General features: G+C 66.4%; 26 protein-coding genes. 14 read left to right on the plus strand and 12 right to left on the minus strand.

Features of this window, described 5'->3' with window-relative positions:
• Positions 1-145 precede the first annotated feature (145 nt).
• The 8 genes from V6Z91_RS29290 to V6Z91_RS29325 form a co-directional block, all read right to left on the minus strand.
• On the minus strand, positions 146-1579 hold the full coding sequence (locus V6Z91_RS29290; RefSeq protein WP_338764672.1) for an amidohydrolase family protein: 1434 nt from the start codon (positions 1577-1579) through the stop codon (positions 146-148).
• Positions 1580-1753: 174 nt separating this feature from the next.
• A complete protein-coding gene (locus tag V6Z91_RS29295; protein WP_338764674.1) occupies positions 1754-2554 on the minus strand; it encodes an ABC transporter permease in 801 nt (266 codons plus the stop codon).
• 10 nt (positions 2555-2564) lie between these two features.
• A complete protein-coding gene (locus tag V6Z91_RS29300; protein WP_338764676.1) occupies positions 2565-3371 on the minus strand; it encodes an ABC transporter ATP-binding protein in 807 nt (268 codons plus the stop codon).
• Positions 3368-4399, minus strand: coding sequence for an aromatic ring-hydroxylating dioxygenase subunit alpha (locus V6Z91_RS29305; protein ID WP_338764678.1), 1032 nt, complete (start codon positions 4397-4399; stop codon positions 3368-3370). The genes V6Z91_RS29300 and V6Z91_RS29305 overlap by 4 nt, the downstream gene beginning before the upstream one ends.
• A 73-nt stretch (positions 4400-4472) precedes the next feature.
• Positions 4473-5468, minus strand: coding sequence for an ABC transporter substrate-binding protein (locus V6Z91_RS29310; protein WP_338764680.1), 996 nt, complete (start codon positions 5466-5468; stop codon positions 4473-4475).
• Between the two features lie 387 nt (positions 5469-5855).
• A complete protein-coding gene (locus V6Z91_RS29315; RefSeq protein WP_338764682.1) occupies positions 5856-7121 on the minus strand; it encodes a DEAD/DEAH box helicase in 1266 nt (421 codons plus the stop codon).
• A 66-nt stretch (positions 7122-7187) separates the two neighbouring features.
• Positions 7188-7577, minus strand: coding sequence for a VOC family protein (locus V6Z91_RS29320; RefSeq protein WP_338764684.1), 390 nt, complete (start codon positions 7575-7577; stop codon positions 7188-7190).
• A gap of 40 nt (positions 7578-7617) precedes the next feature.
• Positions 7618-8010 carry a hypothetical protein gene (locus V6Z91_RS29325; protein ID WP_338764686.1) on the minus strand — a complete coding sequence of 131 codons (393 nt, stop codon included), beginning with the start codon at positions 8008-8010 and terminating at the stop codon, positions 7618-7620.
• Positions 8011-8119: 109 nt separating this feature from the next.
• Between V6Z91_RS29325 and V6Z91_RS29330 the strand changes: the two genes are divergently transcribed.
• From V6Z91_RS29330 to V6Z91_RS29350, 5 genes are all read left to right on the plus strand, one after another.
• Entirely contained in the window at positions 8120-8479 is a 360-nt protein-coding gene (locus V6Z91_RS29330; protein ID WP_338764688.1) for a MerR family transcriptional regulator, read from the plus strand.
• Between the two features lie 7 nt (positions 8480-8486).
• Positions 8487-9191 (plus strand): Mut7-C RNAse domain-containing protein, encoded by a 705-nt coding sequence (locus tag V6Z91_RS29335; RefSeq protein ID WP_338764690.1) that lies wholly within the window; start codon positions 8487-8489, stop codon positions 9189-9191.
• A gap of 167 nt (positions 9192-9358) precedes the next feature.
• Positions 9359-10585, plus strand: coding sequence for a succinyldiaminopimelate transaminase (gene dapC / locus V6Z91_RS29340; RefSeq protein WP_338764692.1), 1227 nt, complete (start codon positions 9359-9361; stop codon positions 10583-10585).
• Complete coding sequence (gene dapD / locus V6Z91_RS29345) at positions 10582-11409, plus strand: 2,3,4,5-tetrahydropyridine-2,6-dicarboxylate N-succinyltransferase (protein WP_338764694.1); 828 nt, start codon at positions 10582-10584, stop codon at positions 11407-11409. The genes dapC and dapD overlap by 4 nt, the downstream gene beginning before the upstream one ends.
• Positions 11410-11559: 150 nt before the next feature.
• Positions 11560-12693 (plus strand): PilT/PilU family type 4a pilus ATPase, encoded by a 1134-nt coding sequence (locus tag V6Z91_RS29350; protein WP_338772104.1) that lies wholly within the window; start codon positions 11560-11562, stop codon positions 12691-12693.
• Here the strand turns inward: V6Z91_RS29350 and V6Z91_RS29355 are convergent.
• Complete coding sequence (locus V6Z91_RS29355) at positions 12677-13738, minus strand: PEP-CTERM sorting domain-containing protein (protein ID WP_338764696.1); 1062 nt, start codon at positions 13736-13738, stop codon at positions 12677-12679. The two genes, V6Z91_RS29350 and V6Z91_RS29355, sit on opposite strands and share 17 nt — an antisense overlap.
• Positions 13739-13996: 258 nt before the next feature.
• On the opposite strand from V6Z91_RS29355, the gene V6Z91_RS29360 reads away from it, so the two are divergent.
• From V6Z91_RS29360 to V6Z91_RS29380, 5 genes are all read left to right on the plus strand, one after another.
• Positions 13997-14188 (plus strand): hypothetical protein, encoded by a 192-nt coding sequence (locus V6Z91_RS29360; protein ID WP_338764698.1) that lies wholly within the window; start codon positions 13997-13999, stop codon positions 14186-14188.
• 233 nt (positions 14189-14421) lie between these two features.
• Positions 14422-14772 (plus strand): ArsC family reductase, encoded by a 351-nt coding sequence (locus tag V6Z91_RS29365; protein ID WP_338764700.1) that lies wholly within the window; start codon positions 14422-14424, stop codon positions 14770-14772.
• 4 nt (positions 14773-14776) lie between these two features.
• The gene (gene dapE / locus V6Z91_RS29370; protein WP_338764702.1) at positions 14777-15910 is read left to right on the plus strand and encodes a succinyl-diaminopimelate desuccinylase; all 1134 of its coding nucleotides are present in this window, start codon (positions 14777-14779) and stop codon (positions 15908-15910) included.
• A gap of 13 nt (positions 15911-15923) precedes the next feature.
• Entirely contained in the window at positions 15924-16808 is an 885-nt protein-coding gene (gene prmB / locus V6Z91_RS29375) for a 50S ribosomal protein L3 N(5)-glutamine methyltransferase (RefSeq protein WP_338764704.1), read from the plus strand.
• Between the two features lie 3 nt (positions 16809-16811).
• Entirely contained in the window at positions 16812-18812 is a 2001-nt protein-coding gene (locus V6Z91_RS29380; protein WP_338764706.1) for an ATP-binding cassette domain-containing protein, read from the plus strand.
• A 50-nt stretch (positions 18813-18862) separates the two neighbouring features.
• Here the strand turns inward: V6Z91_RS29380 and V6Z91_RS29385 are convergent, their stop codons facing one another.
• Complete coding sequence (locus V6Z91_RS29385; RefSeq protein ID WP_338764708.1) at positions 18863-19393, minus strand: chemotaxis protein CheW; 531 nt, start codon at positions 19391-19393, stop codon at positions 18863-18865.
• Positions 19394-19449: 56 nt separating this feature from the next.
• Positions 19450-21357 carry a flagellar assembly protein A gene (locus tag V6Z91_RS29390; protein WP_338764710.1) on the minus strand — a complete coding sequence of 636 codons (1908 nt, stop codon included), beginning with the start codon at positions 21355-21357 and terminating at the stop codon, positions 19450-19452.
• Positions 21358-21799: 442 nt separating this feature from the next.
• Here V6Z91_RS29390 and V6Z91_RS29395 point away from each other — a divergent pair, with 442 nt between their 5' ends.
• Positions 21800-22774 (plus strand): IS1595 family transposase, encoded by a 975-nt coding sequence (locus V6Z91_RS29395; protein WP_338764712.1) that lies wholly within the window; start codon positions 21800-21802, stop codon positions 22772-22774.
• A gap of 136 nt (positions 22775-22910) precedes the next feature.
• On the opposite strand, the gene V6Z91_RS29400 is transcribed toward V6Z91_RS29395, so the two are convergent.
• Positions 22911-23285: a hypothetical protein gene (locus V6Z91_RS29400; protein WP_338764714.1), complete on the minus strand. Its 375-nt coding sequence runs from the start codon at positions 23283-23285 to the stop codon at positions 22911-22913.
• A 252-nt stretch (positions 23286-23537) separates the two neighbouring features.
• Between V6Z91_RS29400 and ompR the strand changes: the two genes are divergently transcribed.
• The 3 genes from ompR to V6Z91_RS29415 all read left to right on the plus strand — a co-directional run bounded on the left by ompR (position 23538) and on the right by V6Z91_RS29415 (position 26301).
• A complete protein-coding gene (ompR, locus tag V6Z91_RS29405) occupies positions 23538-24239 on the plus strand; it encodes a two-component system response regulator OmpR (protein ID WP_229418989.1) in 702 nt (233 codons plus the stop codon).
• Positions 24240-24243: 4 nt separating this feature from the next.
• Positions 24244-25611 (plus strand): ATP-binding protein, encoded by a 1368-nt coding sequence (locus tag V6Z91_RS29410; protein WP_338764716.1) that lies wholly within the window; start codon positions 24244-24246, stop codon positions 25609-25611.
• Between the two features lie 201 nt (positions 25612-25812).
• Complete coding sequence (locus V6Z91_RS29415) at positions 25813-26301, plus strand: VOC family protein (RefSeq protein ID WP_338764718.1); 489 nt, start codon at positions 25813-25815, stop codon at positions 26299-26301.
• The last annotated feature ends 8 nt before the right edge of the window (positions 26302-26309 follow it).

The raw sequence follows: 26309 nt of genomic DNA on the forward strand, positions 1-26309 counted from the left end.
CGCTGGTCGCTTTACAACACGGGGACTGTCCCCGAATTTTTACAACAGGGACAGTCCCCGAATTTTTACAACAGCCAGCTGAGCAGCCTCGCAATGGCGCGGCAGCTTAGCGTACCGAGCGCAGCCGCTCAGCTCGCTGGTCGCTTTACAACACAGGGACTGTCCCCGGCGAACTGAGCAGCCGGGCGACCGCGCGGCGGGCTTCCCGGCCGAGTTCGGCAAGGTCGAGGCCGGGGATGGTGTCGTGTTCGACGACGGGCTTGCCGGCCACGGTGAGCAGCCGCAGCGCGGGGCGGCCGCCGGAGGCGACGGGGGCGATGGCGATGTCGTGCAGGCCGAAGTAGCGCGGGTCGTCGAGAGCGTAGACGGCGATGTCGGCGGCCATGCCCACCTCGAGCGTGCCGAGGCCGGAAAGGCCCAGCACCCGCGCGCCGCCGGCAGTGCCCCAGCGCACCACGTCCTCGACGGTCGCGGCATCGGCGCCACCTTCGAAGGTGCCGCCGCGGTGCGCCGGTCGTGCGTCCTGCCCGCCGCGGGCGCGCTGCATCAGCCAGGCCGCATGGGTCTCCGAGATCATGTCGGCCGCCTCGTTCGACGCGGCGCCGTCCACGCCGATCGAGATCGGGGCGCCGGCCGCTTCCAGCTGGCGGATCGGGGCGATGCCGCTGCCCAGCCGCCCGTTGCTTTGCGGGCAGTGGGCGACGCCGGTGCCGGTGGCGCCCAGCAGCGCGATTTCCTCGTGGTCCAGCTTCACCAGATGGGCAAACCACACATCGCTGCCCAGCCAGTCCTGCTCGGCGGCGAAGCGCACCGGCGTGGTGCCGTATTTCCCATGCGCGGCATTCTGGTATTCGACCGTTTCGGACAAGTGGCTATGCAGCCGGATGCCCAGCCGCCGCGCCTCGGCCGCCACCGTGCGCAGCTCCGCCGGCGCCATCGAGTACAGCGGCGTGGTCGGTGCCGACACCACGCGGCGCATCGCATCGGGTGACGGATCATGCCAACGCTTCGCCACCCGCTCGACGTCGGCCAGGTAGCCATCGAGCGTTTCCGGTCGCAGGCAGGCCGGCAAGTCCGCTTCCAGCTGGCGCGTCTGCGTGGCGCCGCCACGGCATAGCACGAAGCGCATGCCCAGCCGCTCCGCTTCCTCGAACAGGATCGCCGAGCTGTCGAACGGCATGCCGGGCCAGTACAGGTAGTTGTGGTCGGCCACCGTCGTGCAGCCGGAACGCAGCAGTTCCACGAGGCCGATGCGCGCGGCCAGCCGGAACAGCGGCTCGTCGAAGGCGGCGCGGAAGCGGTAGGGCGTAGCGGCGAGCCAGGGTGTCAGCGGCAGGTCGATGCCCGCCGCGTCGCCCTTGAGCAGCGACTGGAACAGGTGATGATGCGTGTTGACCCAGCCCGGGTAGACGACGCAGTCCGTGGCGTCGACCACCCGTTCGCCAGGCAGTGCTTCGAGGCGCCCCAGCGCGGCGATGCGGCCATCGGTCACGCGAATGTCCGGACCGGCATGGCGCGCAGCCGCGCCCTGCAAGCCGGTGACGATAGCGGCGGCATTCGTGATCAGCAGATCGCTCATGGTGTTTCCTTCTTCGTTGACGTTCCCGGCACCGGCGGCCATGCCCGCGAACGCGGCACGCGCCATCGCAAGGCAAGGTACCGCAAGGTGGACTGCCGGTCGAGTATGTTCAGTCGTTCCGCCATCGGCGGTAGTCGCACGGCGGCGTCACTGCGAGGGCCGCGGCCATTGGGCTCATGCCTCGGCCTCGCTTTCATGCCAGTGCTTCAGCGCCACCCGCGCCAGTGCGGACATGAGCGCGAACAGCAGCACGCCGGTCACGGTGATCAGGAACAGCGCCGCGAACAGCCGCGGGATGTTCAGCTCGAAGCCGGCCTGGAGGATCTGGTAGGCCAGCCCCGTGCTGCTGCCGCCCGTGCCCGCGACGAATTCGGCGACCACGGCGCCGATCAGCGCCAGTCCGCTGGCGATGCGCAAGCCGCCGAAGAAGCTCGGCAAGGCACTCGGCACGCGCAGCCGCACCAGCACCTGCCAGCGTGTGGCCCGGTTCAGCCGGAACAGGTTCAGGAGGCCCGGGTTCACGCTGCGCAGGCCCAGCACCGTGTTCGAAATGATCGGGAACACGGCCATCATCGTGGCGCAGATCGTCAGCGCGGCGGCCGGTGTCTTGACCCAGATGATGATCAGCGGCGCGATCGCCACGACGGGTGTCACCTGCAGCAGGATCGCGTAGGGGAACAGGCATGCTTCCAGCACTTTGCTCTGCACGAACAGGAACGCCACCGCCACGCCGACCACGGTGGCCAGCGCGAAGGCAAGGAAGGTGATGCGCAGCGTAACCAGCAGGGCGTCGAACAGCAGTTGCCAGTCCTCTACAAGGGTGCGGGCGATGGCCGCCGGCGACGGCACCAGGTAGACCGGCACCTGCATTCCCACGCAGACGGCTTGCCACACCGCCAGCAACAGCAGGCCGAGCGCCAGCGGCGCCAGCGCACGGCGCACGCGCGGATCGGCAATCAATGGTCGTGCATACATGGCCTGCCTCCTAATGATGGGCGTTCGCCTCGACCAGCAGGTCGGACAATTGCCTGCAATAGCCCATGAATTGCGGCGAGATGCGGAAAGCGTCGTCGCGCACGCGCGGCCCCTCGATCGGCACATCGGCGATCACCCTGCCCGGCCGGGCCGCCATCACCACCACGCGCGAAGACAGGTACACGGCCTCGTAGATGCTGTGCGTGACGAACACCACGGTGAGATCGCGCTGCGCCCACAGCGCGCGCAGGTCGGCATCGAGCTTGTTGCGGGTGAACTCGTCGAGGGCGCCGAACGGCTCGTCCATCAGCAGCACATTCGGCTCGGTGGCCAGCGCGCGGGCGATCGAGGCGCGCATCTGCATGCCGCCGGACAGTTCGCGCGGATAGACGTGCCCGAACCGCGCCAGCCCGACCATGCCGAGCGCCGCCTCCACCCGCGGCGCGGCACGCTCGCGCGGCACGCCCTTCAGGTCGAGCGGCAGCCGCACATTGTCGGCCACCCTCGCCCACGGCATCAGCGTCGCTTCCTGGAACACCATGGCCAGCGTGCGGCCCGGCGTGTCGACGGTGGCCAGCCCTTCGCCCCACCAGCGTACCTGCCCGGCCGATGGCTGCTCCAGCCCGGCGAACATCTTCAGCAGCGTGCTCTTGCCGCAGCCGGAAGGCCCCAGCAGCGAGACGAACTCGCCGCGGCCGATGCCCAGCTTCACGCGATCCAGCGCGCGCGTGCCGTTCGGGTAGGTCTTTTCCACGTTATTCGCATACAGCACAGCCGTCCCGGCGGGTACCAGCAGGGTGTCGTCGTCGCGCTTCATGATGCCTCCGGGGGATGGTGGATCTCGACCTCGCCGTGCCGCGTCAGCAATTCCAGCAGCATGCGGCGCATCATCAGCCCGGGCTTGTCGGACTCCATGTGAAATTCGACGCGGCGCCGCGTATCGACGCAGGCGTCGGGATCGGTGGCTTCCAGGATGTCGCGATCTTCCGACGTGATCGGCCGGTCCCAGTCGATCAGCTCCTGCGTCGAACAGCTTTCCTCGCTGTCGTTGCGGTACAGCCATTGCACCAGCATCAGGGTACCGTCATCGATGGGCGTGGCGCAGTTGTAGATGATGTGATGGATGTTCGATGCCGGATACACGCAGCCGAAGCGGCGCGAGAACGGCATGTACCAGCGGTTCGTCAGGTGGCGCTCGGTGACAGGCTCGGTCGTGCCGGTGATGCGGAAGCTTGCCTCCGGGTTCCGCACCGGCACATGCGTCTCGGCCTCGAAGCCCCAGTCGTTCGGGCGGAACTCGTACTTGGCCGGCACCGGGTTGTCGATCATGCCGAAGTTCGCCTTGTGCACGAAGGAAAAGTGCGAATTGTCGAACGAGTTTTCCATCACGCGCAGCGGCGACGTGTTCCACTTCTCGTAGAACTGCAGGATGCGCCGGTAGCCTGGCGCGCCGTCCTCGGGGAAGTAGGGGATCGGCTGGAGCGGATCTTCCAGCGCCACCCACACATAGCCGTAGCGCTCTTCGCAGTGATAGGCGGCGACGCGCGCGCCGGGTGGAATGCGCGTGGCCGGGCTTTGCGGGATGCGCACGCAGGCGCCGGAACAGTCGTAGGTCCAGCCATGGTAGCCGCACACGATATTGCCGTTCTCGACGAAGCCCTTGGACAGCTTCGCCGTGCGATGGCAGCAGCGGTCGCGCAGCGCGGCCGGTTTGCCGTCGGCCTTCTTCCACACGACGATATTCTCGCCCAGCAGCGTGAACGGCTGCGGGCCGTCGTCCAGCGCGCTCATGGGCATCAGCGCGTACCAGAATCTGCGCAGGACTTTTTGTTGGGTGACGAGCATGGTGTCTCCTGTTGCTGGGCCGGGCCGGCGTGCCAGAACGGTCGCCTTCGCCCGCTACTTCAAACTCTGGTGATCAGGGCAGCACTTTCAGGTCCCTGACGAACTGCGTGGTGTAGGCCTGTTTCCAGTCCGTGTCCTTCTTCAGCAGGCCGGCGGCAACCATGAATTCATAGGTGCGCTGCCAGCGCGCGTCGGTCATCGTGCCGATGCCCTGTTGAGCGGCATCGCCCCCGGTCACGAACGCGTATTCCTTCAGCTTGCCGACGGCATAGGCAAGCTGGTCGTCCTTCATGTTCGGGTTTTCCTGCCTGATCAGTGCACTGGCCGGGGCCGGATTGGCCAGGTAGCTCTTCCAGCCTTCCATCGACGCGCGCACGAAGCGGGCAACGACGTCGGGCCTTTCCTTCACGAGCTTTTGCATCGCGACGACCGTGGTGCCGTACGGCGGATAACCATTCCTGGCGAACAGGTAGAAGTTTGTTTTCGCGCCGGCCTTGGCGGCCTGGAACAGCTCGGACGAGGGATACGCCTGCTGGGCGAGATGCGCGTCGGCCAGGAAGGGTTGCAGGTTGAACGTGTAGGGCCGCGCCTGCGCATCGGCGAGGCCGTACTTCGCTTTCAGCCACGGCCACCACGTCGTGCGGCCGGACGTGGAAACGAGCACCGTCTTGCCGTTCTTCAGGTCGGCCAGGCCCTTCACGTCCGCGTGCGTCATCATCCCCTGCGCGTCGGTCTGGAAGCTGGCCGCCACCGTGGTGGCGGGAATGCCCTGCTCCACGCTTTTCAGCACCTGCAGGTCGTAGCCCATGAAGAAGTCGGCCTGGCCGCTGGCCAGGAGCTGCATGCCGTTCACCTGCGGGCCGCCCATCCTGATCGTGACGTCGAGACCGTGTTTCCTGTAGATGCCCTCGGCCAGCGCCTGGTAAAAGCCGCCGTGCTCGGCCTGCGCATACCAGGAAGTGAGGAAGGTCACCTTGTCGGCCGCGGCGGCGGTGCCGGCAAAGGCGGAGACGAGGCAGAACAGCAGCGCGGCGCGGCGCGCCGGCTTCACGGCGGGAGTCGGTTTCATGGGCACTCTCGAAGGTTGGACGAGCGAAACAAGGCCACGCCGCGCAAACGGCATGGGCAACGAAGGATTGCGGGAAGGCGAAGACGGGGAAGAACAGGGAGCGAGGCAGGTCGGCATGGCGTTCTCTCGTGGGGTTTGTGTGCAAACCAGATGACCGTCTCCGAAGGAGACGCATCCACAAGAGCAATGCCCCGCATTCCACGATGGCGACGGGAGCCGTCGCCGGGGAACACTAGCCGCTTCTACTCATACAGCAGTTAATGCAAACGCCGTGCCAGCGTTTTGATGGTGCTGCCGGCGCCGATGGACCGCCGGCGTGCTAACCGGCGCACCATCGTGAAGCACGCCGGCGCGCCGGCGTGCATGATGCGCCTCGTGCTTGTGCAATCAGGCCGGCGCCTTGGCCGCCGCCTCGCGCAGCTTGTCCTTCTTGCTCTTGCGCTTGCCCTTGATGCCGCCGTTCGGATCGCCGGCCGGGGAGCCGGCGGAAGCGGTTGCACTGGCCGGCTGGGCGCTTTCGGTCGGCTCGAAGCCGGCGATTCGCTCGCGCGGCACGCGCTTGCCCTGCCGCTTCTCGATCAGCCGGAAATGCGCTTCCGCATCCGGCGTGATGAAACTGACGGCGGCGCCGCTGGCGCCGGCGCGGCCCGTGCGGCCGATGCGGTGCGTGTAGTCGGCCGCGGCGCGCGGCAGGTCGTAGTTGACGACGACGGGCAGTTGCGCGATGTCGATGCCGCGCGCGGCCACATCCGTGGCGACCAGCACGTTCATCCGGCCGGCCTTGAAATCGGCCAGCACCTCGGTACGGGCGCCCTGGCTGAAGTCGCCGTGGAAGGTTTCGGCGGCCACGCCGCCGCGACGCAGCTTGTCCGCCACGTGCTCGGATGCGTACTTGGTGGCGACGAACACCAGCACCTGCTTCCACTGGTGTTCCTTGATGAGGTGCTTCAGCAGTTGCGTACGGCGGGCCGCATCGACTTCGATGGCGCGCTGGGCGATGTCCGGCTCGTGCGCCGCCTCGTCGTTCACCTCCGTGCGCACCGGCTCGCGCAGCAGGGCCGTCGCCAAGGCTTGCACGGCCGGCGGGAAGGTGGCCGAGAAGAACAGGTTTTGCCGCTTTGCCGGCAGCAGCGCGAGCACCTGCGCGATCTCGTCGGCAAAGCCCATGTCCAGCAGCTTGTCCGCCTCGTCCAGCACCAGCGTGGCGGTGCCCTCGAGCTTGATGGCGTTATGGCGCGCCAGGTCCAGCAGCCGGCCCGGCGTGGCCACGATGATGTCCGTGCCGCCGCGCAACGCCATCATCTGCGGGTTGATCGACACGCCGCCGAACACGATCGACACCTTGATCGTGGAGGGCAGGTGCTGCACGAGCGCGCGGATCGCGTCGCCCACCTGGGCGGCCAGCTCGCGGGTGGGCACCAGCACCAGGCCGTGCAGGCCGCGCCGCGTGCCCTGGCGGGCCAGCAGTGCGTGCAGCATCGGCAGCGCGAACGCCGCCGTCTTGCCGGAGCCGGTCTGCGCCGCGCCCAGCACGTCCCTGCCCTGCAACGCGGCGGGGATGGCGGCCGACTGGATGGCGGTCGGGGTGTCGTAGCCGATGGCGGCCACGGCATCGAGCAGGGCGGGCGCGAGGCCCAGGGAAGCGAAGGACATTACGGATACCGGCGAGAGGACAAAGGCGAAGTATAAGCCACGGCGGCAAGCGGCCCGTTTTTGCGCCTACATCCCCACGTCGCCATATGGGCCGGCGATGACGACCACGTAGCCGTCCAGGTCGCGCAGCCAGATCTCGCGGTGCTGCGCATTGCGGTTTTCCTTCGGGCCTTCCAGCACGGTCGCGTTGGCCGCGGCGGCGCGGTCGACCGCGTCGTCGAAGTCGTCGGTCCAGAACCACAGCAGCACGCCGTTGCCATAGGGCCGGCATTGCGGGTCGCCGATGTGCGCATGATGGTGCGCATCCCAGCGATGCAATTGCAGGATCATGCGGCCGTCGAACGTCAGCTGTTCATACTCGCTGCCGCCGTGGGCGCTCTTGCAGCCCAGGATGGACTGGTACCAGCGGCTGGCCGCCTCGACGTCGGACACGGCGATCAGGGGTTGCGCTTGCATGGACACCTCCCTCGAAGTTGAGGGCACAGGATAGCGCAATTCAGCGCGCACGCACCGGCAGCCACTGCACGATGCCCCAGGCCAGTTCGGGCACGATGAACAGCCACAGCACCGGCATGCCGGCCTGCGCCAGCGTCCAGGCCATCCACAGGCTGAAGAGGAAGCGCCCGATGCCGTCGTAGCGGCCGAAGCGCACTTGCGGATCGGCGATCCGCAGCACGGACCACAGCAGGACCACGCTGCCCATCAGGCAGGCGAACAGCACGTGCACGGGTTCGAAGGACGCCATGGGCGGGCCGCCCAGCCGTACATTGACGGCGGAGAGATGCGCGTGCAACAGCGCGAATGTCCACGGCGTGGCGAACGGCGCGGTCAGGAACAGGTCGTACAATCCACTGGCGCGGACGATGCGGGTATAGGTGGCGGTATGCATGGCGGCTCCTCGATGACGATGAGCCGATGCTAAAGCCTGGAGTACACTCCAGGGTCAAGCGGTTTTCAAGTTCAGGCTTCCAGGGGAGAAAGCGATGCGGATAGGCGACATGGCCCAGGCGACCGGCATCAGCCGGGACACGCTGCGCTTCTACGAGAAACGCGGGCTGCTCACCGCGCGGCGCAGCGGCAACGGTTATCGCGAGTACGCGCCCGAGGCGGTGCAATGGCTGGTCTACATCCGTACCGCGCAGGCGCTGGGCTTCACGCTGGCCGAGATCGAGGCCGACCTGCCGCTGCTGGCCGGCCCGGCTTCGTCGGCGGACGCCATCCGCATCGCGCTGCGCGCCAAGCTGGCCGAGATCGATCAGCGCATGGACGGCCTGGCGGCGCTGCGCGCCGACCTGGCCGCCCGGCTCGACGACGTCTCGGACTGTCCCCTGCGCCCGGCCGCGCCGCTGCGCGCCTGATGGCGCCATGGTGACCGCCACCTTCCGGTTCGACGCGGCGCTGGATCCTTTCCTGCCGCGCGAGCGCCGCGGCCACGCGATCGTCACGCCGTGCGCGCGCGCCGCCACCGTCAAGCACATGATCGAAGCGCTGGGTGTGCCGCACACGGAAGTGGGCAAGGTACTCGTCAACGGCGAGCCCGCCCCGCTCGACCTGCTGCTGGAAGATGGCGACGACGTCGAGGTGCCGCCGGTAGCGCCAGCCGTGCTGCCGCCAGAGGAGGCGCGCTTCGTGGCCGACGCCCACCTGGGCGGCCTGGCCCGGCTGCTGCGCATGGCCGGCTTCGACACGCTGTACGACAACGATATCGACGACGACGAAGTGGAATCCTTCGCCGAGATCGGCGGGCGCATCGCCCTGACGCGCGACCGCGAGCTGCTCAAGCGCCGCGGCGTGCTGCGCGGCTGCTACGTGCGCGCGTTGAAACCCGAGCAGCAGCTGCGCGAGGTGTTCATTCGCTTCGGCCTGCGCCCGGCAATGCGGCCGTTTTCGCTGTGCCTGGCCTGCAATGTGCCGCTGCGGCCGCGCGCCAAGGCCGAGGTGCTGGACCGCTTGCCGCCCTCGGTGCGGGAGGCGCACGACACTTTCCTCGGCTGCGCGCGCTGCGGCGGCGTGTTCTGGCAGGGCTCGCATTGGCGCCGCATGCGCGCCCTGCTGGATCATGTCGGCTGACCCGTGCCGCTGGCGGACGCGCCGCCGCCATGCGGGCTATAATGGCCGGCTGGACTTTCCTGCATGACTAATTGGCCAGACCAGCGACAACGCCAGCGATAACACCAGCGATAACACCAGCGACAAGACCGACGCGACCATTTTTCCAGCCTGCCGTGAATCCCGCCGTGAATCCATTACTCGACAAACTGCACCCCTACCCGTTTGAAAAACTGCGCCGGCTGTTCGACGGCGTGACCCCGGACGCGAACTTCCGCCCCATCAGCCTGGGCATCGGCGAGCCGAAGCACCCGACGCCCGAGTTCATCCGCGAGGCGCTGGCCGACAACCTGTCCGGCCTGGCCGTATACCCGGCCACCGCCGGCAGCGAGGCATTGCGCGGCACGATCGCCGCCTGGCTGGAGCGCCGCTACGGCCTGCCGCCGCTGGACCCGGCCACGCAGGTGCTGCCGGTGAACGGCTCGCGCGAGGCGCTGTTCGCGTTCGCCCAGGCCGTGATCGATCCGGCCGCGGATGCCCTGGTGGTCTGCCCGAACCCGTTCTACCAGATCTATGAAGGCGCCGCCTTCCTGGCGGGCGCCGAGCCGTATTTCGTGAACTCCGACCCGGCCCGCAATTTCGGCTGCGACTACGACAGCGTGCCGGCCGAGGTGTGGAAACGCGTGCAGCTGCTGTACCTGTGCTCGCCGGGCAACCCGACCGGTGCCGTGTTGTCGCTGACGGACTGGGAAAACCTGTTCGCCCTGTCGGAGCGCCACGACTTCATCATTGCCGCCGACGAGTGCTACTCCGAGATCTACCACGGCGACGAGCCGCCGCTGGGCGCCCTGCAGGCCGCGCATATCCTTGGCCTGGCCACCGTCGAGAAGCCGTATGCGCGGCTGGTAGTGTTCTCCAGCCTGTCGAAGCGCTCGAACGTGCCCGGCCTGCGCTCGGGCTTCGTGGCCGGCGACGCCGACGTGCTGAAGAAATTCCTGCTGTACCGAACCTACCACGGCGGTGCCATGAGCCCGCCCGTGCAAGCCGCATCGATCGCGGCGTGGAACGACGAGTCCCATGTCGCGGAAAACCGCGCGCAATACCGCGCGAAGTTCGATGCCATCACGCCGCTGCTCCAGCAAGTGCTCGACGTGGCACTGCCGGACGCCGGCTTCTACCTGTGGGCCGACGTCAGCCGCACCGGCCTGTCGGACACCGAGTTCGCGCGTCGCCTGTACGCCGAATATAATGTCACGGTCCTGCCGGGCAGCTACCTCGCGCGCGAAGCCCACGGCAGCAATCCCGGCCGCAACCGCATCCGGATGGCGCTCGTGGCCGAAACGGCCGAAGGGCTGGAAGCCGCGCAGCGCATCGTCCGATTCTGCAAAAACCTCACCGAGAACAACGCATCATGACTCAACAACTCCAGCAAATCATCGAACAGGCGTGGGACAACCGCGCCGAGATCAACCCGTCGAACGCCACTGCCGAAGTGCGCGACGCCGTGAACCACGTGCTGGCCGGCCTGGATGACGGCAGCCTGCGCGTGGCGCAGAAGGACACCGGCACCTGGGTGGTGAACCAGTGGATCAAGAAGGCCGTGCTGCTGTCGTTCCGCCTCGAGAACAACGTGGTGCTGCCGTCCGACGGCACGATGCAGTTCTACGACAAGGTGCCGACCAAGTTCGCCAGCTACACCGCCGACGACTTCGCCAAGGGCGGCTTCCGCGTGGTGCCACCGGCCGTGGCCCGCCGCGGTTCCTTCATCGGCAAGAACGTGGTGCTGATGCCTTCCTACGTGAACATCGGCGCGTACGTCGACGAAGGCGCGATGGTCGACACCTGGGCCACCGTGGGTTCGTGCGCGCAGATCGGCAAGAACGTGCACCTGTCCGGCGGCGTGGGCATCGGCGGCGTGCTGGAGCCGATGCAGGCCAACCCGACCATCATCGAGGACAACTGCTTCATCGGCGCCCGTTCCGAGATCGTGGAAGGCGTGATCGTGGAAGAGAACTCGGTGATTTCGATGGGCGTGTACATCGGCCAGTCGACCAAGATCTACGACCGCGCCACCGGTGAAGTAAGCTACGGCCGCATTCCATCCGGCTCCGTCGTCGTGTCGGGCTCGCTGCCGTCGGCCGATGGCAAGTACAGCCTGTACTGCGCGGTGATCGTCAAGCGCGTGGATGCGCAGACGCGCGCGAAGACCGGCATCAACGAGCTGCTGCGCGGGGTATAAGCCCGTTAAACCTACTGCGCGTTGCATTTCGGGCCTGCGGTGCTCGTCGTACGAAAGTACGACTGCGCGCCTCGGCCCGAACTGCTGCCGCTCGCTACGGTTTTCCGGGCTCATACCGAGACGTTACCAATGAGCGGAAGAAGCCCTATGATGGACCGCCTGTTCCAGCTGATGAAGGAGAAGAACGCGTCCGACATGTTCTTCGCCGTGAATTCGCCGGTGCACCTGAAGATCAACGGCACCCTCATTCCGGTCAACCAGCAGAAGCTGGAACCGGAAAACATCGATGCGCTGCTGGCGGAGATCTGCACGCCGGCGCAACTGAAGGAACTGGCGCAGTCCAACGAATTGAACATGGGCGTGTCCGTGCCCAGCCTCGGGCGCTTCCGCCTTTCCGCCTTCCGGCAACGGGGCACGGTATCCGCCGTGTTCCGCTACGTGCCCGCCAACATTCCCGCCCTCGCCGAACTGAACCTGCCACCGGTGCTGGCGGAACTCATCATGGAAAAGCGCGGGCTGCTGCTCGTGGTGGGCTCGACGGGGTCCGGCAAGTCGACCACGATCGCGTCGATGCTGGACCACCGCAACGAGCTGCGGCCGGGCCATATCCTCACGCTGGAAGACCCGATCGAATACCTGTTCAAGAACAAGAAGGCGATCGTCAACCAGCGCGAGATCGGCAGCGACGCCAGGGACCTGGACACGGCGCTGCGCAACGCGATGCGCCAGGCGCCGGACTGCATCCTGATCGGCGAGATCCGTGACCGCGAAACGATGGCCGCGGCACTGGCCTATGCACAGTCCGGCCACCTGGTGGTGGCCACGCTGCACGCGAACAACAGCTACAACGCGCTGAACCGCATCATCGGCTTCTATCCGATCGAAAACCGCCCCGCCCTGCTGCAGGACTTGTCGTCGACGCTGCGCGCCATCGTGTCGCAGCGGCTGGTGCGCTCGGCCGCCGGGGGCGTGCGCACGCCGGCCGTCGAGGTGATGGTCAACACCCGCTATGTGTCGGAACTGGTCGAGAAGGGCGACATCGCCCAGCTCAAGGAAGCGCTGGACCAGAGCCTGTCACCGGGCTCGCAGTCGTTCGAGCAGGCGCTGTTCAAACTGGTGAAGGATGGCCTCGTCACGCAGGACGAGGCACTGGCCAATGCCGACTCGGCCACCAACCTGCTGTGGCTGCTGAACAATGGGCCGGACAGCCGCCAGGCGGCCGAGGCGGAGCGCAAGCCGGCTCCGCCGGAAACGTCGTTTACCGAATTTACGCTGAACGGCTAGCCGTCGCGGCCTTGCGGCGGCGTGCCAGCGCAATCAGGCCAAGCCCGGCCCCAAGCATGCCGTACGTGGCAGGTTCCGGCACTAAATTGAGAAACACCGTACCGCAACCGGCCACCGCACTGCACCCCCATCCAACGATCTGGCCCGCATCGTTGACACCGGACGCTTCCGGCACCCACCACTCGCCATCGTGATCGACGAGCTCGTCGACTGGCCACGAACCCGCTGGGGTGCCGAGCACCCCAGCCACCGCGCGCTCGTGGTCACCAACGATGTAGCCATTCGCCATGTCGTAGGGCCGGCCCATGCCGCTGGGCGGCTGCCAACTGCTGTTGTGTAGCGTCAGCAATTGCAGACCTTTCTCTTCCCAATCGTAGGCGCCATAGACTTCGTCGTTCGGGCCCATGCCGTACCACGTGGTGGAACCGCGACTTCCGAAGTCCCTCATCGAACCATCCTGGTAGAGGAAGTAACGCCATTCTCCCGATGCCGTCTGCGCCTCGCCAAGCACGGTACCGGATTCGCTGACATCGATCACGCGGCTCTGCGCGCCGCCCAGCGTACCGATATCGCGCATGCCATCGGCGGCGCTATAGAGGAAGCCCCGGGTACCGCCGCCCGCGATGTCGGAGTTTCCCCCGACCAGGCCGGCGTTGTTGACCGCGACGGCCTCGCTGTTGCTGCCGCCCAGCGTGCCAAGGTCTTGCATGACGCCATTGGAGTACACAAAGGCGTGCGTGGTCGCGTCTCCTGCCAGCGTGGAACGCCCCACCGCCATGCCAATATCGTTGAGTTCGTTGCCGAAGACCTGCGTGCCGCCCAGCGTGCCAAGATTCACGCGGCTGCGGGGAGTCAGGAATACCGCACTGAGTACCCAACTGCCACCCACCTCATGAGACTCGTTGGTCAAGACCAGTCCGCTATTGTTGATGTCGGCGCCCTGGTTCCCGGCCGCCGTCAGAAGCTCGATTGTGTAACGCGGCGCCTGCGCCATGGCGGCCACCGGCACCGCCGCGAGTAGCAATGTAAACAATGTGTTTCTCATGGTGAGTCCCCTTTGCGATGAAAAGTACGTCCAGCGCGCTTGCGACGCCGCGTAAGCACGACCCATACCCAGGAGAGACATTGTTGCGATAACTTTGCGCGGCAGTGTTGGATATGCCGCGGAGCGCCGGAGGATCGCGAGGATTGCGCGACTGCCCGGCCGCGGCATGACGCGCCGACACTGCCATTGCGTTATTCGAATGGCTATCGTATCGCACTTCCGGTGCCTTCTTTGCTTTGCGCCTTTCAACGAAAAAGGATGTGGCGAGGCCGCCACGCGCCCAGGGACCTGGCAACCGCGCTGCGCAACGCGATGCGCCAGACGCCGGACTGCAGCCTGATCAGGGAGATCCGCGACCGCGCAATGATTCGCAGCCGGCAGGCGGGCGAGGCGGAGCGCAAGCCGGCCCCGTCCGAGGCATCGCTTACGGAATTTACGCTGAACGCGTGACGGCGGCCTTGCGGCGGTAAGAGGTTCCTGCAAGCATGTCCGATCCAAGTTTCAGGACGCCAATCACGGCTGGCGCCCTGAAACCGGAGCAACGATCCGACAACCACCAACTGGCAGCGACCCTCACGTGCTAGATACCCTGTTGGCGCGGCACGCGGCTTCCCGACCGCTGCCGCGACGGTTGCGCTACGTGCCAGCGGCTATAATGACGCCCTTTAGCCTGCACTTTTGCAATGATCACTCTCTACGGCATCCCCAACTGCGACACGGTGAAAAAAGCCCGCACCTGGCTGGCCGACCAGCAACAGGACTTCCTCTTCCACGATTTCAAGAAGCAGGGCCTCGACGAAGCCACCGTCCGGCACTGGCTGAAGCACGTGGACTGGAAGACGCTCGTCAACACGAAGGGAACGACGTGGCGCGGCCTGCCGGACGAACGCAAGGCTGCCGTGACGGATGCGACCAGCGCCACCGCGCTGATGCTGGAATTCCCGTCCGTGATCAAGCGCCCCGTGCTGCAAACGGCAAGCACCTGCCACGTGGGCTTCAAGCCGGAACAGTACCAACAGATCTTCAACGAATAAGACCATGACCGAATCCCGTACCCTCGCGCTGACCGAAAAACTGATCGGCCGTTCTTCCGTCACCCCCGAGGACAAAGGCTGCCAGGACCAGCTGATCGCCCTGCTCGAGCCGCTGGGCTTCAAGTGCGAGACGATCGTTTCCGGCGAAGTGACGAACCTGTGGGCGCGCCGCGGCACCGAGCAGCCCGTGTTCGTCTTTGCCGGCCATACCGACGTGGTGCCGACCGGTCCCGTCGACCAGTGGACCTCGGAACCGTTCTTCCCGACGATCCGCGACGGCAAGCTGTATGGCCGCGGCGCGGCGGACATGAAGACGTCGATCGCCGCCTTCGTCGTGGCGTGCGAGGAATTCATCGCCGCCCATCCGAACCATAAAGGCTCGATCGCCTTCCTGATCACCAGCGACGAGGAAGGCCCGGCCACCGACGGCACCGTGGTCGTGTGCAACAAGCTGAAGGAACGCGGCGAGAAGCTGGACTACTGCATCGTCGGCGAACCGACGTCGTCGCGGACGCTGGGCGACATGATCAAGAACGGCCGCCGCGGCTCGCTGTCCGGCTGCCTGACGATCAAGGGCGTGCAGGGCCACATCGCCTACCCGCAACTGGCGAAGAACCCGATCCACCTGGCCGCGCCGGCGCTGGCCGACCTCGTGGCCGAGGTGTGGGACGAAGGCAACGAGTACTACCTGCCCACCTCGTGGCAGATGTCGAACGTGAAGGCCGGTACGGGCGCGAACAATGTGATCCCCGGCGAAATGGTCATCGACTTCAACTTCCGCTTCTCCACCGCCAGCACGGCCGAGGGCCTGAAGGAACGTGTGCACGCGATCCTCGACAGGCACGGCCTCGACTACCACCTGAAATGGACGCTGTCCGGCCACCCCTTCCTCACGCCGCGCGGCACGCTGTCGACGGCCATCTGCGAGGCGATCAAGGCGGAAACGGATATCGACACGGAACTGTCGACCACCGGCGGCACGTCGGACGGCCGTTTCATCGCGCAGATCTGCCCGCAGGTGATCGAATTCGGGCCGCCGAACGGCAGCATCCACAAGATCGACGAGCACGTGGAAGTGCGCTTCATCGATCCGCTGAAGAACATCTATCGCCGCACCCTGGAAAACCTCCTGGCGTAACCGAAGGAATATCATGAGCACGATTTTTGCCACGCCGCGCGACTTGCTGCGCTACGCGACCACCCGCTTCAACACGGAAAAACTGTTCTTCGGCCACGGCAGCGCCGAGGCCTTTGACGAGGCGGCCTACCTGATCCTGCACACGCTGAAACTGCCGCTCGACAAGCTGGACCCGTTCCTCGATGCGCGCCTGCTGCCGGAAGAAATCCAGCGCGTGCTGGACGTGATCGAGCGCCGCGCCACCGAGCGGATCCCGGCCGCCTACATCACCAACGAGGCATGGCTGGGCGATTACCGCTTCTACGTGGACGAGCGCACCATCGTGCCCCGTTCCTACATCGCCGAGCTGATTCCCGACTATTTCGCGCCGTGGGTGAACAACCCGGAAGGCATCGAGAACGTGCTGGAACTGTGCACGGGCTCCGGCTGCCTGGCGATCATGCTGGCCGACGCATTCCCCGAGGCGCGCGTCGACGCCGTCGACATCTCGCCCGACGCGCTGGCGGTGGCACGCCGCAATGTCGAGACCTACAAGCTGGAAGACCGCGTGACCCTGATCCAGTCGGACCTGTACCAGAACGTGCCGGCGAAAAAATACGACCTGATCATCACCAATCCACCGTACGTGAACTCCGGTTCGATGACGCGCCTGCCGCAGGAATACCGCCACGAGCCGCAGATCGCCCTCGATGGCGGCGTGGACGGCATGGACCTGGTGCGCCGCATCGTGGCGGGCGCCGCCGAGCGCCTGACCGACGACGGCCTGCTGATCGTCGAGATCGGCAACGAGAAGGCGTTCGCCGAAGCGGCCTTCGGCGACATGGGCCTGACGTGGCTGACCACGAGCCAAGGTGATGACATGGTATTCCTGCTGACCGCAGACCAACTGAAACTGTAAAGAATGATCCGACTCGAACAAGTCAGCCTGATGCGCGGCGTGAAGCCGCTGCTGGAAAATGCCGACCTGACGCTGAATCCCGGCGACAAGATCGGCCTGATCGGCGCGAACGGCGCCGGCAAGTCCAGTCTCTTCGCGATGCTGCGCAACGAGCTGCACCCGGACCAGGGCAATATCGATTTCCCCGCCAAGTGGCGCATGGCCTACGTGGCGCAGGAAACCCCGCCGCTGCAGCGCAACGCCCTCGATTACGCGATCGACGGCGATGTGAACCTGCGCAAGCTGCAGGCGGAACTCGAACGGCTGGAAGCGTTACCCGATTCGGCCGACCATGGCATCGCCCTCGGCGAGGTGCACAGCGCGCTGGCCGACGCGGATGCGTACACGGTGCAGTCGCGCGGTGAGCAGCTGCTGCTGGGCCTCGGCTTCACGCTGGACCAGATGCAGCAACCCGTGGCGAGCTTTTCGGGCGGCTGGCGCATGCGCCTGAACCTGGCGCAGGCGCTGATGTGTCCTTCCGACCTGCTGCTGCTGGACGAACCGACCAATCACCTGGACCTGGACGCGATCATCTGGCTGGAAGACTGGCTGAAGCGGTACACGGGCACGCTGATCATCATCTCGCACGACCGCGATTTCCTCGACGAGATCGTGAACGTGATCGTGCACATCGACGACCGCAAGCTCAAGCGCTACACCGGCAATTACTCGAGCTTCGAGCGCCAGCGCGCCGCCCAGATGGTACTGATGGCCGGTGCCGCGGAAAAGCAGGCGCGCAAGAAGGCGCACCTGGAATCGTTCATCGAGCGTTTCAAGGCCAAGGCGTCGAAGGCCAGGCAGGCGCAGAGCCGCATGAAGGCGCTGGCCAAGATGGAAGAGCTGGCGCCGCTGCGCGCCGCCGCCGAATTCTCGTTCGAGTTCCGCGAGCCGCTGTCGGCGCCCAATCCCCTGCTGGTGATGGAAGACGTGGATGCCGGCTACCGCAGCGAGGACCCGAAGACCTACGAGGTGACCGAGAAGACGATCGTCCACGGCATCAACTTCAGCCTGCAGACCGGCCAGCGTATCGGTTTGCTCGGCGTGAACGGCGCGGGCAAGTCCACGCTGATCAAGACCGTGGCGGGGGAGCTGGCGCCGCTGGCCGGCACCGCGACGACGGGCAAGGGCCTGATCATCGGCTACTTCGCCCAGCACCAGGTGGAAATGCTGCGGCACGACGAATCGCCACTGTGGCACCTGCAAAAGATCGCCCCCACCGTGCGCGAACAGGAACTGCGCAACTTCCTGGGTGGCTTCAATTTCCCGGGCACGATGGTGACGAGTCCGATCGCCCCGTTCTCGGGTGGCGAGAAGGCGCGCCTGGCGCTGGCGCTGATCGTGTGGCAGCGGCCGAATCTGCTGCTGCTGGACGAGCCGACGAACCACCTGGACCTGGAAACGCGCGAGGCGCTGACCGAGGCCCTGGCCCAGTTCGAAGGCACGCTGGTGGTGGTGTCGCACGACCGGCACCTGCTGCGGGCAACGACCGACCAGTTCATCATCGTGGCCGACGGCAGGCTGCAGCCGTTCGACGGCGACCTGGACGACTACAAGGACTGGCTGTTCAAGACCAAGCTGGGGAAAGGCACCGATGTGCTGCCGGCCGCCGGCAAGGAGCACAAGACAGCGTATCCATCCACCTCGCCCGTGGCGCCGCCGCCGGCCGCCCCTGGCATCGACAAGCGCGAACAGAAGCGGCTGGAGGCGGAGCAGCGCCAGAAGCTGTCGGCGCAGCGCAAGCCGATCGAGAACAAGATCAAGCGGCTGGAAGAACAGATCGCCAAGCGCAATGCGCAAAAGGCCGAAGTCGATGCGCAGCTGCTCGACCCGGCGATCTACGAAGCGGCCAACAAGCCCAAGCTCAAGACGCTGCTGGCGGACCAGGCGTTCTACACGAAGGACCTGGAACAGCTGGAAGAGGAATGGCTGGCCTTGCAGGAACAGCTCGAGGCGCTGGCCGCCTGAGTCGGACGCCGCGACCGTCAACACGCCGCCCACGGGCGGCGTTGTTGTTTTCACGCGGCGTGCAGCTTGTCCTCGCTGACGCGGCGGATGGCCATCAGCTTGTCGATGTCCACCACGATCAGGCGCCGGGTGCCCTGTTCGGCGAGCCCGAGCAGATAGTCGATGTCCTGCGCGTCGTTCCGGGCGGCGTCCGTTCCCAGGCTGGGAATCTGCTTGATGTCGCTGCCGGCGAGCGTGACGAGGTCCGTCACGCCATCGGTGACCATGCCCATTACGCAGGTGGAGAGCTTCAGGATGATCACGTCCGTGCGCGGGTCGTGCTGCGGCGGGCGCGGGCCGAAGGCGATGCGCATGTCGACGATCGGCATGATGACGCCGCGCGAGACGGCAACGCCGCTGATGATTTCACCGTCGGTCGCGAAGCGTTCGAGCGCCTGCAACGGCCGCAGCTCCTGCACATTGCGGTAGTCCAGCGCGTATTCGAGTCCGCCGAGGCGGAAGGTCAGGTATTGCCGAAGCTCGTCGTCGCGCTGCGGGCCGACGCATGGCGATGGTCTATGGAGCGTGTGTTGGGATTGCATGGTGGTCCTTTCGTCCGGTCCCGCGGGAAAATCGCGCATCGTCCATGCTAAAGTCGCTATCCTGCACAGTGTTGAGGCTGCTCAATGTTTCCTGCCGGACCCATGCTTTCATCCCCGGCCGTGGAGGACCAGTCGAGCGCACCGTGCGCCGCATGCAACACGCTCGCCTGGCCCCACGCGCCGGAGCGCAGCTTCGCCTTGACTTCCCGCGGCGCCAGGTCGTATGGCGGGCCCGTATCCGGATGAAACAGCATCGTGCGTAGCACCGTGTCGCCGGCCAGCGCGTTCACACGGCATGTCGCCACGGCGGCGATCTCGTTGCGCCGCTGGCGCGCCTTGTCGAGCTGTTGCTGCACACGGATCTGTTGCGCCTGCGCCCCATTGGCGGCCAACGACAGCCGGGCCAGCTCCTTCAGCGCCGGCGTCACCTGTTCGGCCATGCGGGCGAACAGGCCCCGCTGCGCGGCGTTCAGCGTGACTTCGCGTGCGCGCATCCTGGCCGACAACGCCCGGTAGGCCTGCACGTCGCGCCGGGCCGCGATGGCGTCGATCGCCGCCTTGTGCTCCGCCGCGGCAGCAGCGCACTGGCCGGCGCGCGCGGCCAGGTCGGCGATGGCTTCGTCATAGCGCCGGGTGTCCGGCGCCAGCGCGAACAGCAGCATCTCGCTGCCCTTGCGCGGGCCGGCGCGATGCAGTGCCACGGCCCGGCCGGCGATGGCGCAACCGCTGGCCTCGCCGATCGTCACCTCGTCGGCCAGGATCTCGCAATTGACCGCTTCCTCGATCGATACCCGCGCGGCGCTGATCACGCAATTCTGTGCCTTGCGGATCCGGATGTCACCGCATGTCGCCCGCAGCACGGCGTTGGCGGCGACGCCGTCGACGCGGATCGCGCCGCCGGCATTGCTGGCGCTGCCTCCCACCAGGTTGCGCTTGAGCCGCACCGTACCGCCGCGCGAAGCCACGTGGCCGAACACGTCGCCGTGGATCGTGATGTCGCCGCCCTCGATCATACGGTTTTCCTGCACCTCGCCGAATTCCTCGTATTCGCCGTTCAATTGCAGGTTGCCGGTGGTGCGTGCGCTCACCCCCTCGCGGCCGACGATCTTCGGCCCGATCGACAGCCGGCCGCTCTTCCGGTCCACCTGGATGAAACCATCGAGCGCGGCCACGAGGTGGTCGTGGCCGTCCAGGTGGACGATCACCGTGCCGGCGCCGGCGACCGCCGTGAGCTCGCGGTCCTTGCCGGCCTGGGGTTCGATGGGCGTGCCGGACAGTTCGAAGCCGCGCTGGCCGGGCGTGCGCGGCTCCTTGCGCAGTAGCCGCGCCTGCGCCTTCACCTGCGGGAAGCGGTTCTCGAACGTGTGAAGGTCGAAGCGGCCGTCGGCCAGCTCGCGCGGTGCATTGGAGCGGTGGATGCAGGGCGACACCTCGACGAGCGCCGCGTCCCTGCCCGGCTCCGGATCGAGGCGGTGCGCCACGACGATGCGCGCGCGCCTGCCGGTGGCGATGGCTTCCCTCGCCGCGTCGATGTCGATGCCAAAGCGGATGCCCTTGCACCACATGTCGGCCACGAATTCGTCGATATCGAGTGCGGCCGGCCCGGCATCGTCCGGGTCCTCGAAGACGGGTTCGAAAAAGTAATCCGCCGCCCCGGCGACGATCTTGGCGGAACGGTACAGCGCCCGGCGCACGGGCGGAAATGGCACGATGGCGGCGGCAACGCGCACCAGCGGCAGTTCCTGCGCCGCCAGCTCCGGGCCGGTCCCGTAGAGCAGGCGCAGGAAGGCCGCGTAGTCGAGCCCCGCGAAGCGGGAGGCGGCCAGGAATACCGCTCCGCACGCGGCCTGCAACGCTGCTTGCGGCGCCGCGGCGCGCAGCCAGATGCCGTCCTCCCGTTGCACGATGTCGGCCGGTTCCTCGTCCTCGCCGGCCGGGTGGGCCGGTGAGCGATCGTTTTCCATGGCATCCCCCACTGTACCGGCGTCAACGTGCCGTCCCGCCGGGTAATGTAGAAGTTTTTTCTCAGGGAAACTTTGATCCGCGCCGAAGCGCTTCCCCAAGTGTGGCAAAAATGCGGCACCACAGGGTCGAGGGGGGCGGGCCAGAGCACATGCCTTGACCCAAAGGCGAGAAGCCGGGGTCAGGCCCGCCGGGGTGGAGCAGGGATGCCCGGAGCACTGCTCCGGGCCTGCGGAACGGTGCTGGCCTGCATGCCAGCACTCCCTCCTGACCCCGGGTTTTGCACATGGGGTTCGGCTTATCTGAACTGCGACTCATCGCTACCGGGCCGAAATGAAAGCGGGCCAAAATGAAAGGCGCTGTTCGCCAACGCTACGGGAACTTCCTCCGCGCAACGCTGTCTGACCTCCTGTTGAGCTACTTCATGCATATCAGGAGGCCGAAATGGGGACTGGGGATTTCCGGTTTTTGTTCAAGGCACTGGTCCAGCTGCAGCTGGGGCCGGACGAAGTCGCAGCGTTGCGTGAGTTCATGGCCACGGTCACGCATCCTGGACAATGCCTTGCCCTGATCGAGGCGGCGGCGGGCAGACCGCCGTGCCCGCACTGCGCCTGCGCCCATTGCCACCGCAGCGGCAAGGCCAACGGCCTGCAACGCTATCGGTGCACGGGATGCGGCAGCACTTATAACGCGCTGACCGGCACCCCGCTGGCCCGCCTCAAGCGGCGCGATAAATGGCTGGCGTACCTGCAATGCCTGATCGAATCGACGACGGTGCGCAAGGCCGCCGAGCGCGTGGCGGTGGCCAAGTCGACCAGTTTCCGATGGCGTCACCGGTTCATTGCGGCCGTCCGGCAGGAGCGGCGGCCGAAGCTGTCCGGTGTCGTGGAGGCCGACGAAACCTATCACCTGGAGTCGCAGAAGGGATCGCGTCGCCTGAACCGCCCGGCCCGCAAGCGGGGCGGCAAGGCGACCCGGCGCGGCATCAGCCGCGAGTTCGACTGCATCCTCGTCGCCCGCGACCGCAACAAGCTCACGTACGACTTCGTGACCGGGCGCGGGCCGGTCAGCGCGGGACAATTGGCCCGGCACTTGCTGCCCGTGCTGGCGCCGGACGTCATTCTCGTCAGCGATGGTGCCAAGGCTTACGGGGTGTTTGCGCGGCAGGCGGGCATCACGCACGAATCGGTGAACGTGCAGGGCGGGGAGAGAGTGCGGGAAGCAGTCCACATCCAGAACGTCAATGGCTGGCATGGCCGCTTCAAGACGTGGCTGCGCCGGTTCAACGGCGTGGCCAGCCGCTACCTGGCCAATTACACCGGCTGGCAACGCGTGCTGGACGCTGCCACGCTCACCACGCCGTCGCACTGGCTGCGCGTCGGGGTGGCACCGGACAAGCAAGGCTCAGCTCGCAGTTGACATGGACCGCCTCTGAAAGTTCCGTGCTTGAGGGAAAGCCTAGCGTTAGCGAACAGCGCCAAATGAAAGCGGGCCGGCATGGCCGGCCCGTCGTGGAATTCATGTCCGGCCCGGCCGGACGAGGCAAGCGGTAACCTCAGCGGCGCGGCGGTGTCGAATAGACTTCGATGCGCGCGTCGTTGATCTGGCGGCGCAGGTCGCGGCGCTCGTCGGGCGTCATGCGGCTCATGCGGCGCGAGATTTCCGCGTTATTGGCATTTTCCTGCATGATGCGGCGCTGCTCTTCGGCGCGCGCTTCGAAGGAGCGTGAATCGGCCGCGTCGCCCCAGCGGCTGTCGCGCGGGTTGTCGCGTGACTGCTGGTTGTCGCGCCGCGCCGGGCCGTCGTTCGGGTTGGTCTGCGCGAACGAAGGCAGGGTCGCGCAAAGCGCCAGCAGCGCCGCGGCAAGGGGCGCGCGTGCGAATGCGCGCCGCGCATCCGCCCTGCTCCGAACCTTTGCCTCGTTGCTCATGCCATGTCCTCGTTCATGTCTGGTAACCTCTACCCGATGGACGAAGTGTATGCCCCTTTCCCCAGGTGCATAAGAGCGATTGGGTAAAGTTTGTAACACTTTGTAATGGGTACCGCCTTGCGTGCCTTTCATCGCATTAAGACGTTACCATAGCGACATGCTTCTGACAATTCCGACAGCAATATGACTACTTCGACCGACACCGGCAACAACACTACTCATGCGAACCATGGCGGCCACCAGGCCAAGATCATGGTCGTGGACGACGACGTGCGCCTGCGCGACCTGCTGCGCCGCTACCTGACCGAACAGGGTTTCAACGTCTTCACCGCCGAAAACGCCACCGCGATGAACAAGCTGTGGCTGCGCGAGCGCTATGACCTGCTGGTGCTGGACCTGATGCTGCCGGGCGAGGATGGCCTGTCGATCTGCCGCCGCCTGCGCGGCGCGGGCGACCAGACGCCGATCATCATGCTGACCGCCAAGGGCGAGGACGTCGACCGCATCGTCGGCCTGGAAATGGGGGCGGACGACTACCTGCCGAAACCTTTCAACCCGCGCGAGCTGGTGGCCCGCATCGGCGCCGTGCTGCGCCGCAAGGCCCCCGACGAGATTCCCGGCGCGCCATCGGAAACCCCGCAGACGTTCGAGTTCGGCCAGTTCGTGCTGGACCTGGGCACGCGCACGCTGAAGAAGAACGGCGAGACGGTGCCGCTGACCACCGGCGAATTCTCCGTGCTGAAGGTGTTCGCCCGCCATGCGCGCCAGCCGCTGTCGCGCGAAAAACTGATGGAACTGGCGCGCGGCCGCGAATACGAGGTATTCGACCGCTCGCTGGACGTGCAGATTTCGCGCCTGCGCAAGCTGATCGAGCCCGACCCTTCCAGCCCGCTGTACATCCAGACCGTGTGGGGCCTGGGCTATGTGTTCATCCCGGAGGGCCAGCCGCGCTGACCTGATGCCGTTCCGCAAACCGACGTTTCATCGGCCCAATCTGGCCCGCCTCAAGAGCGGGCTGTTCTGGCGCACCTTCCTGCTGCTCGGCGTGCTCACCACGCTGTCGATGGCCTCCTGGACCGGCATGATCAGCTGGGTCCAGCGCGAGCCGCAGGCCCAGCAGCTGGCCGCCCAGGTCATTTCCGTGGTCACCATCACGCGCGCGGCGCTCACCCACTCGGCGCCCGAGCTGCGCACCGAGCTGCTGTTCGACCTCGTGTCCAACGAAGGCATCCGCGTCTTCCTGCTGGAGGAAAACGACGAAGTCGACCCGCCACCCGACATCGCGCTCATGCCCGATATCGAAAAACTCGTCAAGGCCAAGCTGGGCAAGGCCACCCGTTTCTCGGCGCGCGTGAACGGCATGCGCGGCTTCTGGGTCAGCTTCAATATCGGCGAAGACCAGTACTGGCTGATGCTCGAGCGCGAGCGCATTCCGTGGCTGACCGGTATCCAGTGGCTCGGCTGGGCCGCCGTGGTGTCGCTCGTCTCGCTGCTGGGCGCGGCAGCCATTTCCAGCCTCGTCAACGCCCCGCTGCGCCGCCTCACGGCCGCGTTCCAGGCGATCGCGCAAGGCCGCCGCCCGCCCCCGCTGCCCGAAAAGGGCCCGCAGGAGATCCGGCAAGCCAACCGCAGCTTCAACCAGATGGTGGACGACCTGCAGCAGGTCGAGTCGGACCGCGCCGTGATCCTGGCGGGCATCTCGCACGACCTGCGCACGCCCCTGACGCGCATGCAGCTGGAAGTGGAAATGGCCCACCTCGAACCCGACGCGCGCGACGGCATGAAGTCGGACCTGGCGCAGATGGATGCGATCATCGCCCAGTTCCTGGACTACGCGAAGCCGACCGAGGCATCCACCTTCGTGCCGCTCGACGTGGGCGCGATGCTGGAGGAAGTGGCCCATGAAGTGTCGCGCCTGCCCGACGTGAAAGTCACGACCGACATTTCCTGCAAGGCCCAGATCAGGGGCAATGCCACGGACCTGAAGCGGGTGATCCACAACCTGATCGAGAACGCGCGCCGCTACGGCAAGACGCCGGGTACCGACCTGGCCGAGATCGACATCCATTGCACCGTCAAGGGCATGCATACGGCCAAGCGCGTGGTGATCGCGGTGCGCGACCACGGCGTGGGCGTGCCCGAGGAACGCATGGCCGAGCTGCTCAAGCCGTTCACCCGGCTGGATACGGCGCGCAGCCAGGCCAACGGCGCCGGCCTGGGCCTGGCAATCGTCGAACGGGTGCTGCAACGACATGGCGCCGAACTCCAGCTGAGCAATGGCGAAGGTGGCGGGCTGGCCATCCAGATCACGATCGAAGCCCTCTGAACGAGCGCCGGAAGTCGTCGGCCAAGCTCCTGACAGGAACTGACAGCGTCCGGCCGTACCATGGCCTGCGACATGCCCGCGCGGGCGGCAGGACGCCACGAAAAGAATTTGAGCCGTTTTGTCGATCTGGCCTTTTGCCCTCCGTCGTGGGAGTATGGGAACGCAGTTCGTGTTCCCTAAACCAAATGAAGGAGATAGGCCATGAGCGAAGCAGAGAAAGTTCCACACGACATGCCGACCGTGACGCCGCACCTCGTCTGCCGCGGCGCCGCCGATGCGATCGAGTTCTACAAGAAGGCGTTCAACGCCACCGAAATGGTGCGCATGCCCGTGCCCGATGGCGGCGGCAAGCTGATGCACGCGATGATCAAGATCGGCAACTCGCCGGTGATGCTGGTCGACGAATTCCCCGAGTGGAACAGCATTGGCCCGCAGGACTTGCCCAATTCCCCCGTTACCCTGCACCACTACGTGGAAGACGTGGATGCCGCCTACCGGCAAGCCGTCGAAGCGGGCGCCAAGGTGGTGATGGAGCCTCAGGACATGTTCTGGGGCGACCGCTACGGCGTGCTGCGGGACCCGTTCGGCCACAGCTGGTCGCTGGCCACGCACATCCGCGACGTGCCGCCGGAAGAGGCGCTGGAAGCCTCGAAGACGGCGATGCCCTGCCCCGACGCGGCCCAACAATAATCAAGGAG

Origin of the sequence: Massilia sp. METH4 (assembly GCF_037094685.1) — a bacterium.
Classification (GTDB): domain Bacteria; phylum Pseudomonadota; class Gammaproteobacteria; order Burkholderiales; family Burkholderiaceae_D; genus Rugamonas.

What these genes read in the sequence shown, in the direction of transcription:
- V6Z91_RS29290 (WP_338764672.1), bottom strand. Translation starts at nt 1,579, where the DNA reads ATGAGCGATCTGCTGATCACGAATGCCGCCGCTATCGTCACCGGCTTG.
- V6Z91_RS29295 (WP_338764674.1), bottom strand. Translation starts at nt 2,554, where the DNA reads ATGTATGCACGACCATTGATTGCCGATCCGCGCGTGCGCCGTGCGCTG.
- V6Z91_RS29300 (WP_338764676.1), bottom strand. Translation starts at nt 3,371, where the DNA reads ATGAAGCGCGACGACGACACCCTGCTGGTACCCGCCGGGACGGCTGTG.
- V6Z91_RS29305 (WP_338764678.1), bottom strand. Translation starts at nt 4,399, where the DNA reads ATGCTCGTCACCCAACAAAAAGTCCTGCGCAGATTCTGGTACGCGCTG.
- V6Z91_RS29310 (WP_338764680.1), bottom strand. Translation starts at nt 5,468, where the DNA reads ATGAAACCGACTCCCGCCGTGAAGCCGGCGCGCCGCGCCGCGCTGCTG.
- V6Z91_RS29315 (WP_338764682.1), bottom strand. Translation starts at nt 7,121, where the DNA reads ATGTCCTTCGCTTCCCTGGGCCTCGCGCCCGCCCTGCTCGATGCCGTG.
- V6Z91_RS29320 (WP_338764684.1), bottom strand. Translation starts at nt 7,577, where the DNA reads ATGCAAGCGCAACCCCTGATCGCCGTGTCCGACGTCGAGGCGGCCAGC.
- V6Z91_RS29325 (WP_338764686.1), bottom strand. Translation starts at nt 8,010, where the DNA reads ATGCATACCGCCACCTATACCCGCATCGTCCGCGCCAGTGGATTGTAC.
- V6Z91_RS29330 (WP_338764688.1), top strand. Translation starts at nt 8,120, where the DNA reads ATGGCCCAGGCGACCGGCATCAGCCGGGACACGCTGCGCTTCTACGAG.
- V6Z91_RS29335 (WP_338764690.1), top strand. Translation starts at nt 8,487, where the DNA reads ATGGTGACCGCCACCTTCCGGTTCGACGCGGCGCTGGATCCTTTCCTG.
- dapD (WP_338764694.1), top strand. Translation starts at nt 10,582, where the DNA reads ATGACTCAACAACTCCAGCAAATCATCGAACAGGCGTGGGACAACCGC.
- V6Z91_RS29350 (WP_338772104.1), top strand. Translation starts at nt 11,560, where the DNA reads ATGGACCGCCTGTTCCAGCTGATGAAGGAGAAGAACGCGTCCGACATG.
- V6Z91_RS29355 (WP_338764696.1), bottom strand. Translation starts at nt 13,738, where the DNA reads ATGAGAAACACATTGTTTACATTGCTACTCGCGGCGGTGCCGGTGGCC.
- V6Z91_RS29360 (WP_338764698.1), top strand. Translation starts at nt 13,997, where the DNA reads ATGTGGCGAGGCCGCCACGCGCCCAGGGACCTGGCAACCGCGCTGCGC.
- V6Z91_RS29365 (WP_338764700.1), top strand. Translation starts at nt 14,422, where the DNA reads ATGATCACTCTCTACGGCATCCCCAACTGCGACACGGTGAAAAAAGCC.
- dapE (WP_338764702.1), top strand. Translation starts at nt 14,777, where the DNA reads ATGACCGAATCCCGTACCCTCGCGCTGACCGAAAAACTGATCGGCCGT.
- prmB (WP_338764704.1), top strand. Translation starts at nt 15,924, where the DNA reads ATGAGCACGATTTTTGCCACGCCGCGCGACTTGCTGCGCTACGCGACC.
- V6Z91_RS29380 (WP_338764706.1), top strand. Translation starts at nt 16,812, where the DNA reads ATGATCCGACTCGAACAAGTCAGCCTGATGCGCGGCGTGAAGCCGCTG.
- V6Z91_RS29385 (WP_338764708.1), bottom strand. Translation starts at nt 19,393, where the DNA reads ATGCAATCCCAACACACGCTCCATAGACCATCGCCATGCGTCGGCCCG.
- V6Z91_RS29390 (WP_338764710.1), bottom strand. Translation starts at nt 21,357, where the DNA reads ATGGAAAACGATCGCTCACCGGCCCACCCGGCCGGCGAGGACGAGGAA.
- V6Z91_RS29395 (WP_338764712.1), top strand. Translation starts at nt 21,800, where the DNA reads ATGGGGACTGGGGATTTCCGGTTTTTGTTCAAGGCACTGGTCCAGCTG.
- V6Z91_RS29400 (WP_338764714.1), bottom strand. Translation starts at nt 23,285, where the DNA reads ATGAGCAACGAGGCAAAGGTTCGGAGCAGGGCGGATGCGCGGCGCGCA.
- ompR (WP_229418989.1), top strand. Translation starts at nt 23,538, where the DNA reads ATGGTCGTGGACGACGACGTGCGCCTGCGCGACCTGCTGCGCCGCTAC.
- V6Z91_RS29410 (WP_338764716.1), top strand. Translation starts at nt 24,244, where the DNA reads ATGCCGTTCCGCAAACCGACGTTTCATCGGCCCAATCTGGCCCGCCTC.
- V6Z91_RS29415 (WP_338764718.1), top strand. Translation starts at nt 25,813, where the DNA reads ATGAGCGAAGCAGAGAAAGTTCCACACGACATGCCGACCGTGACGCCG.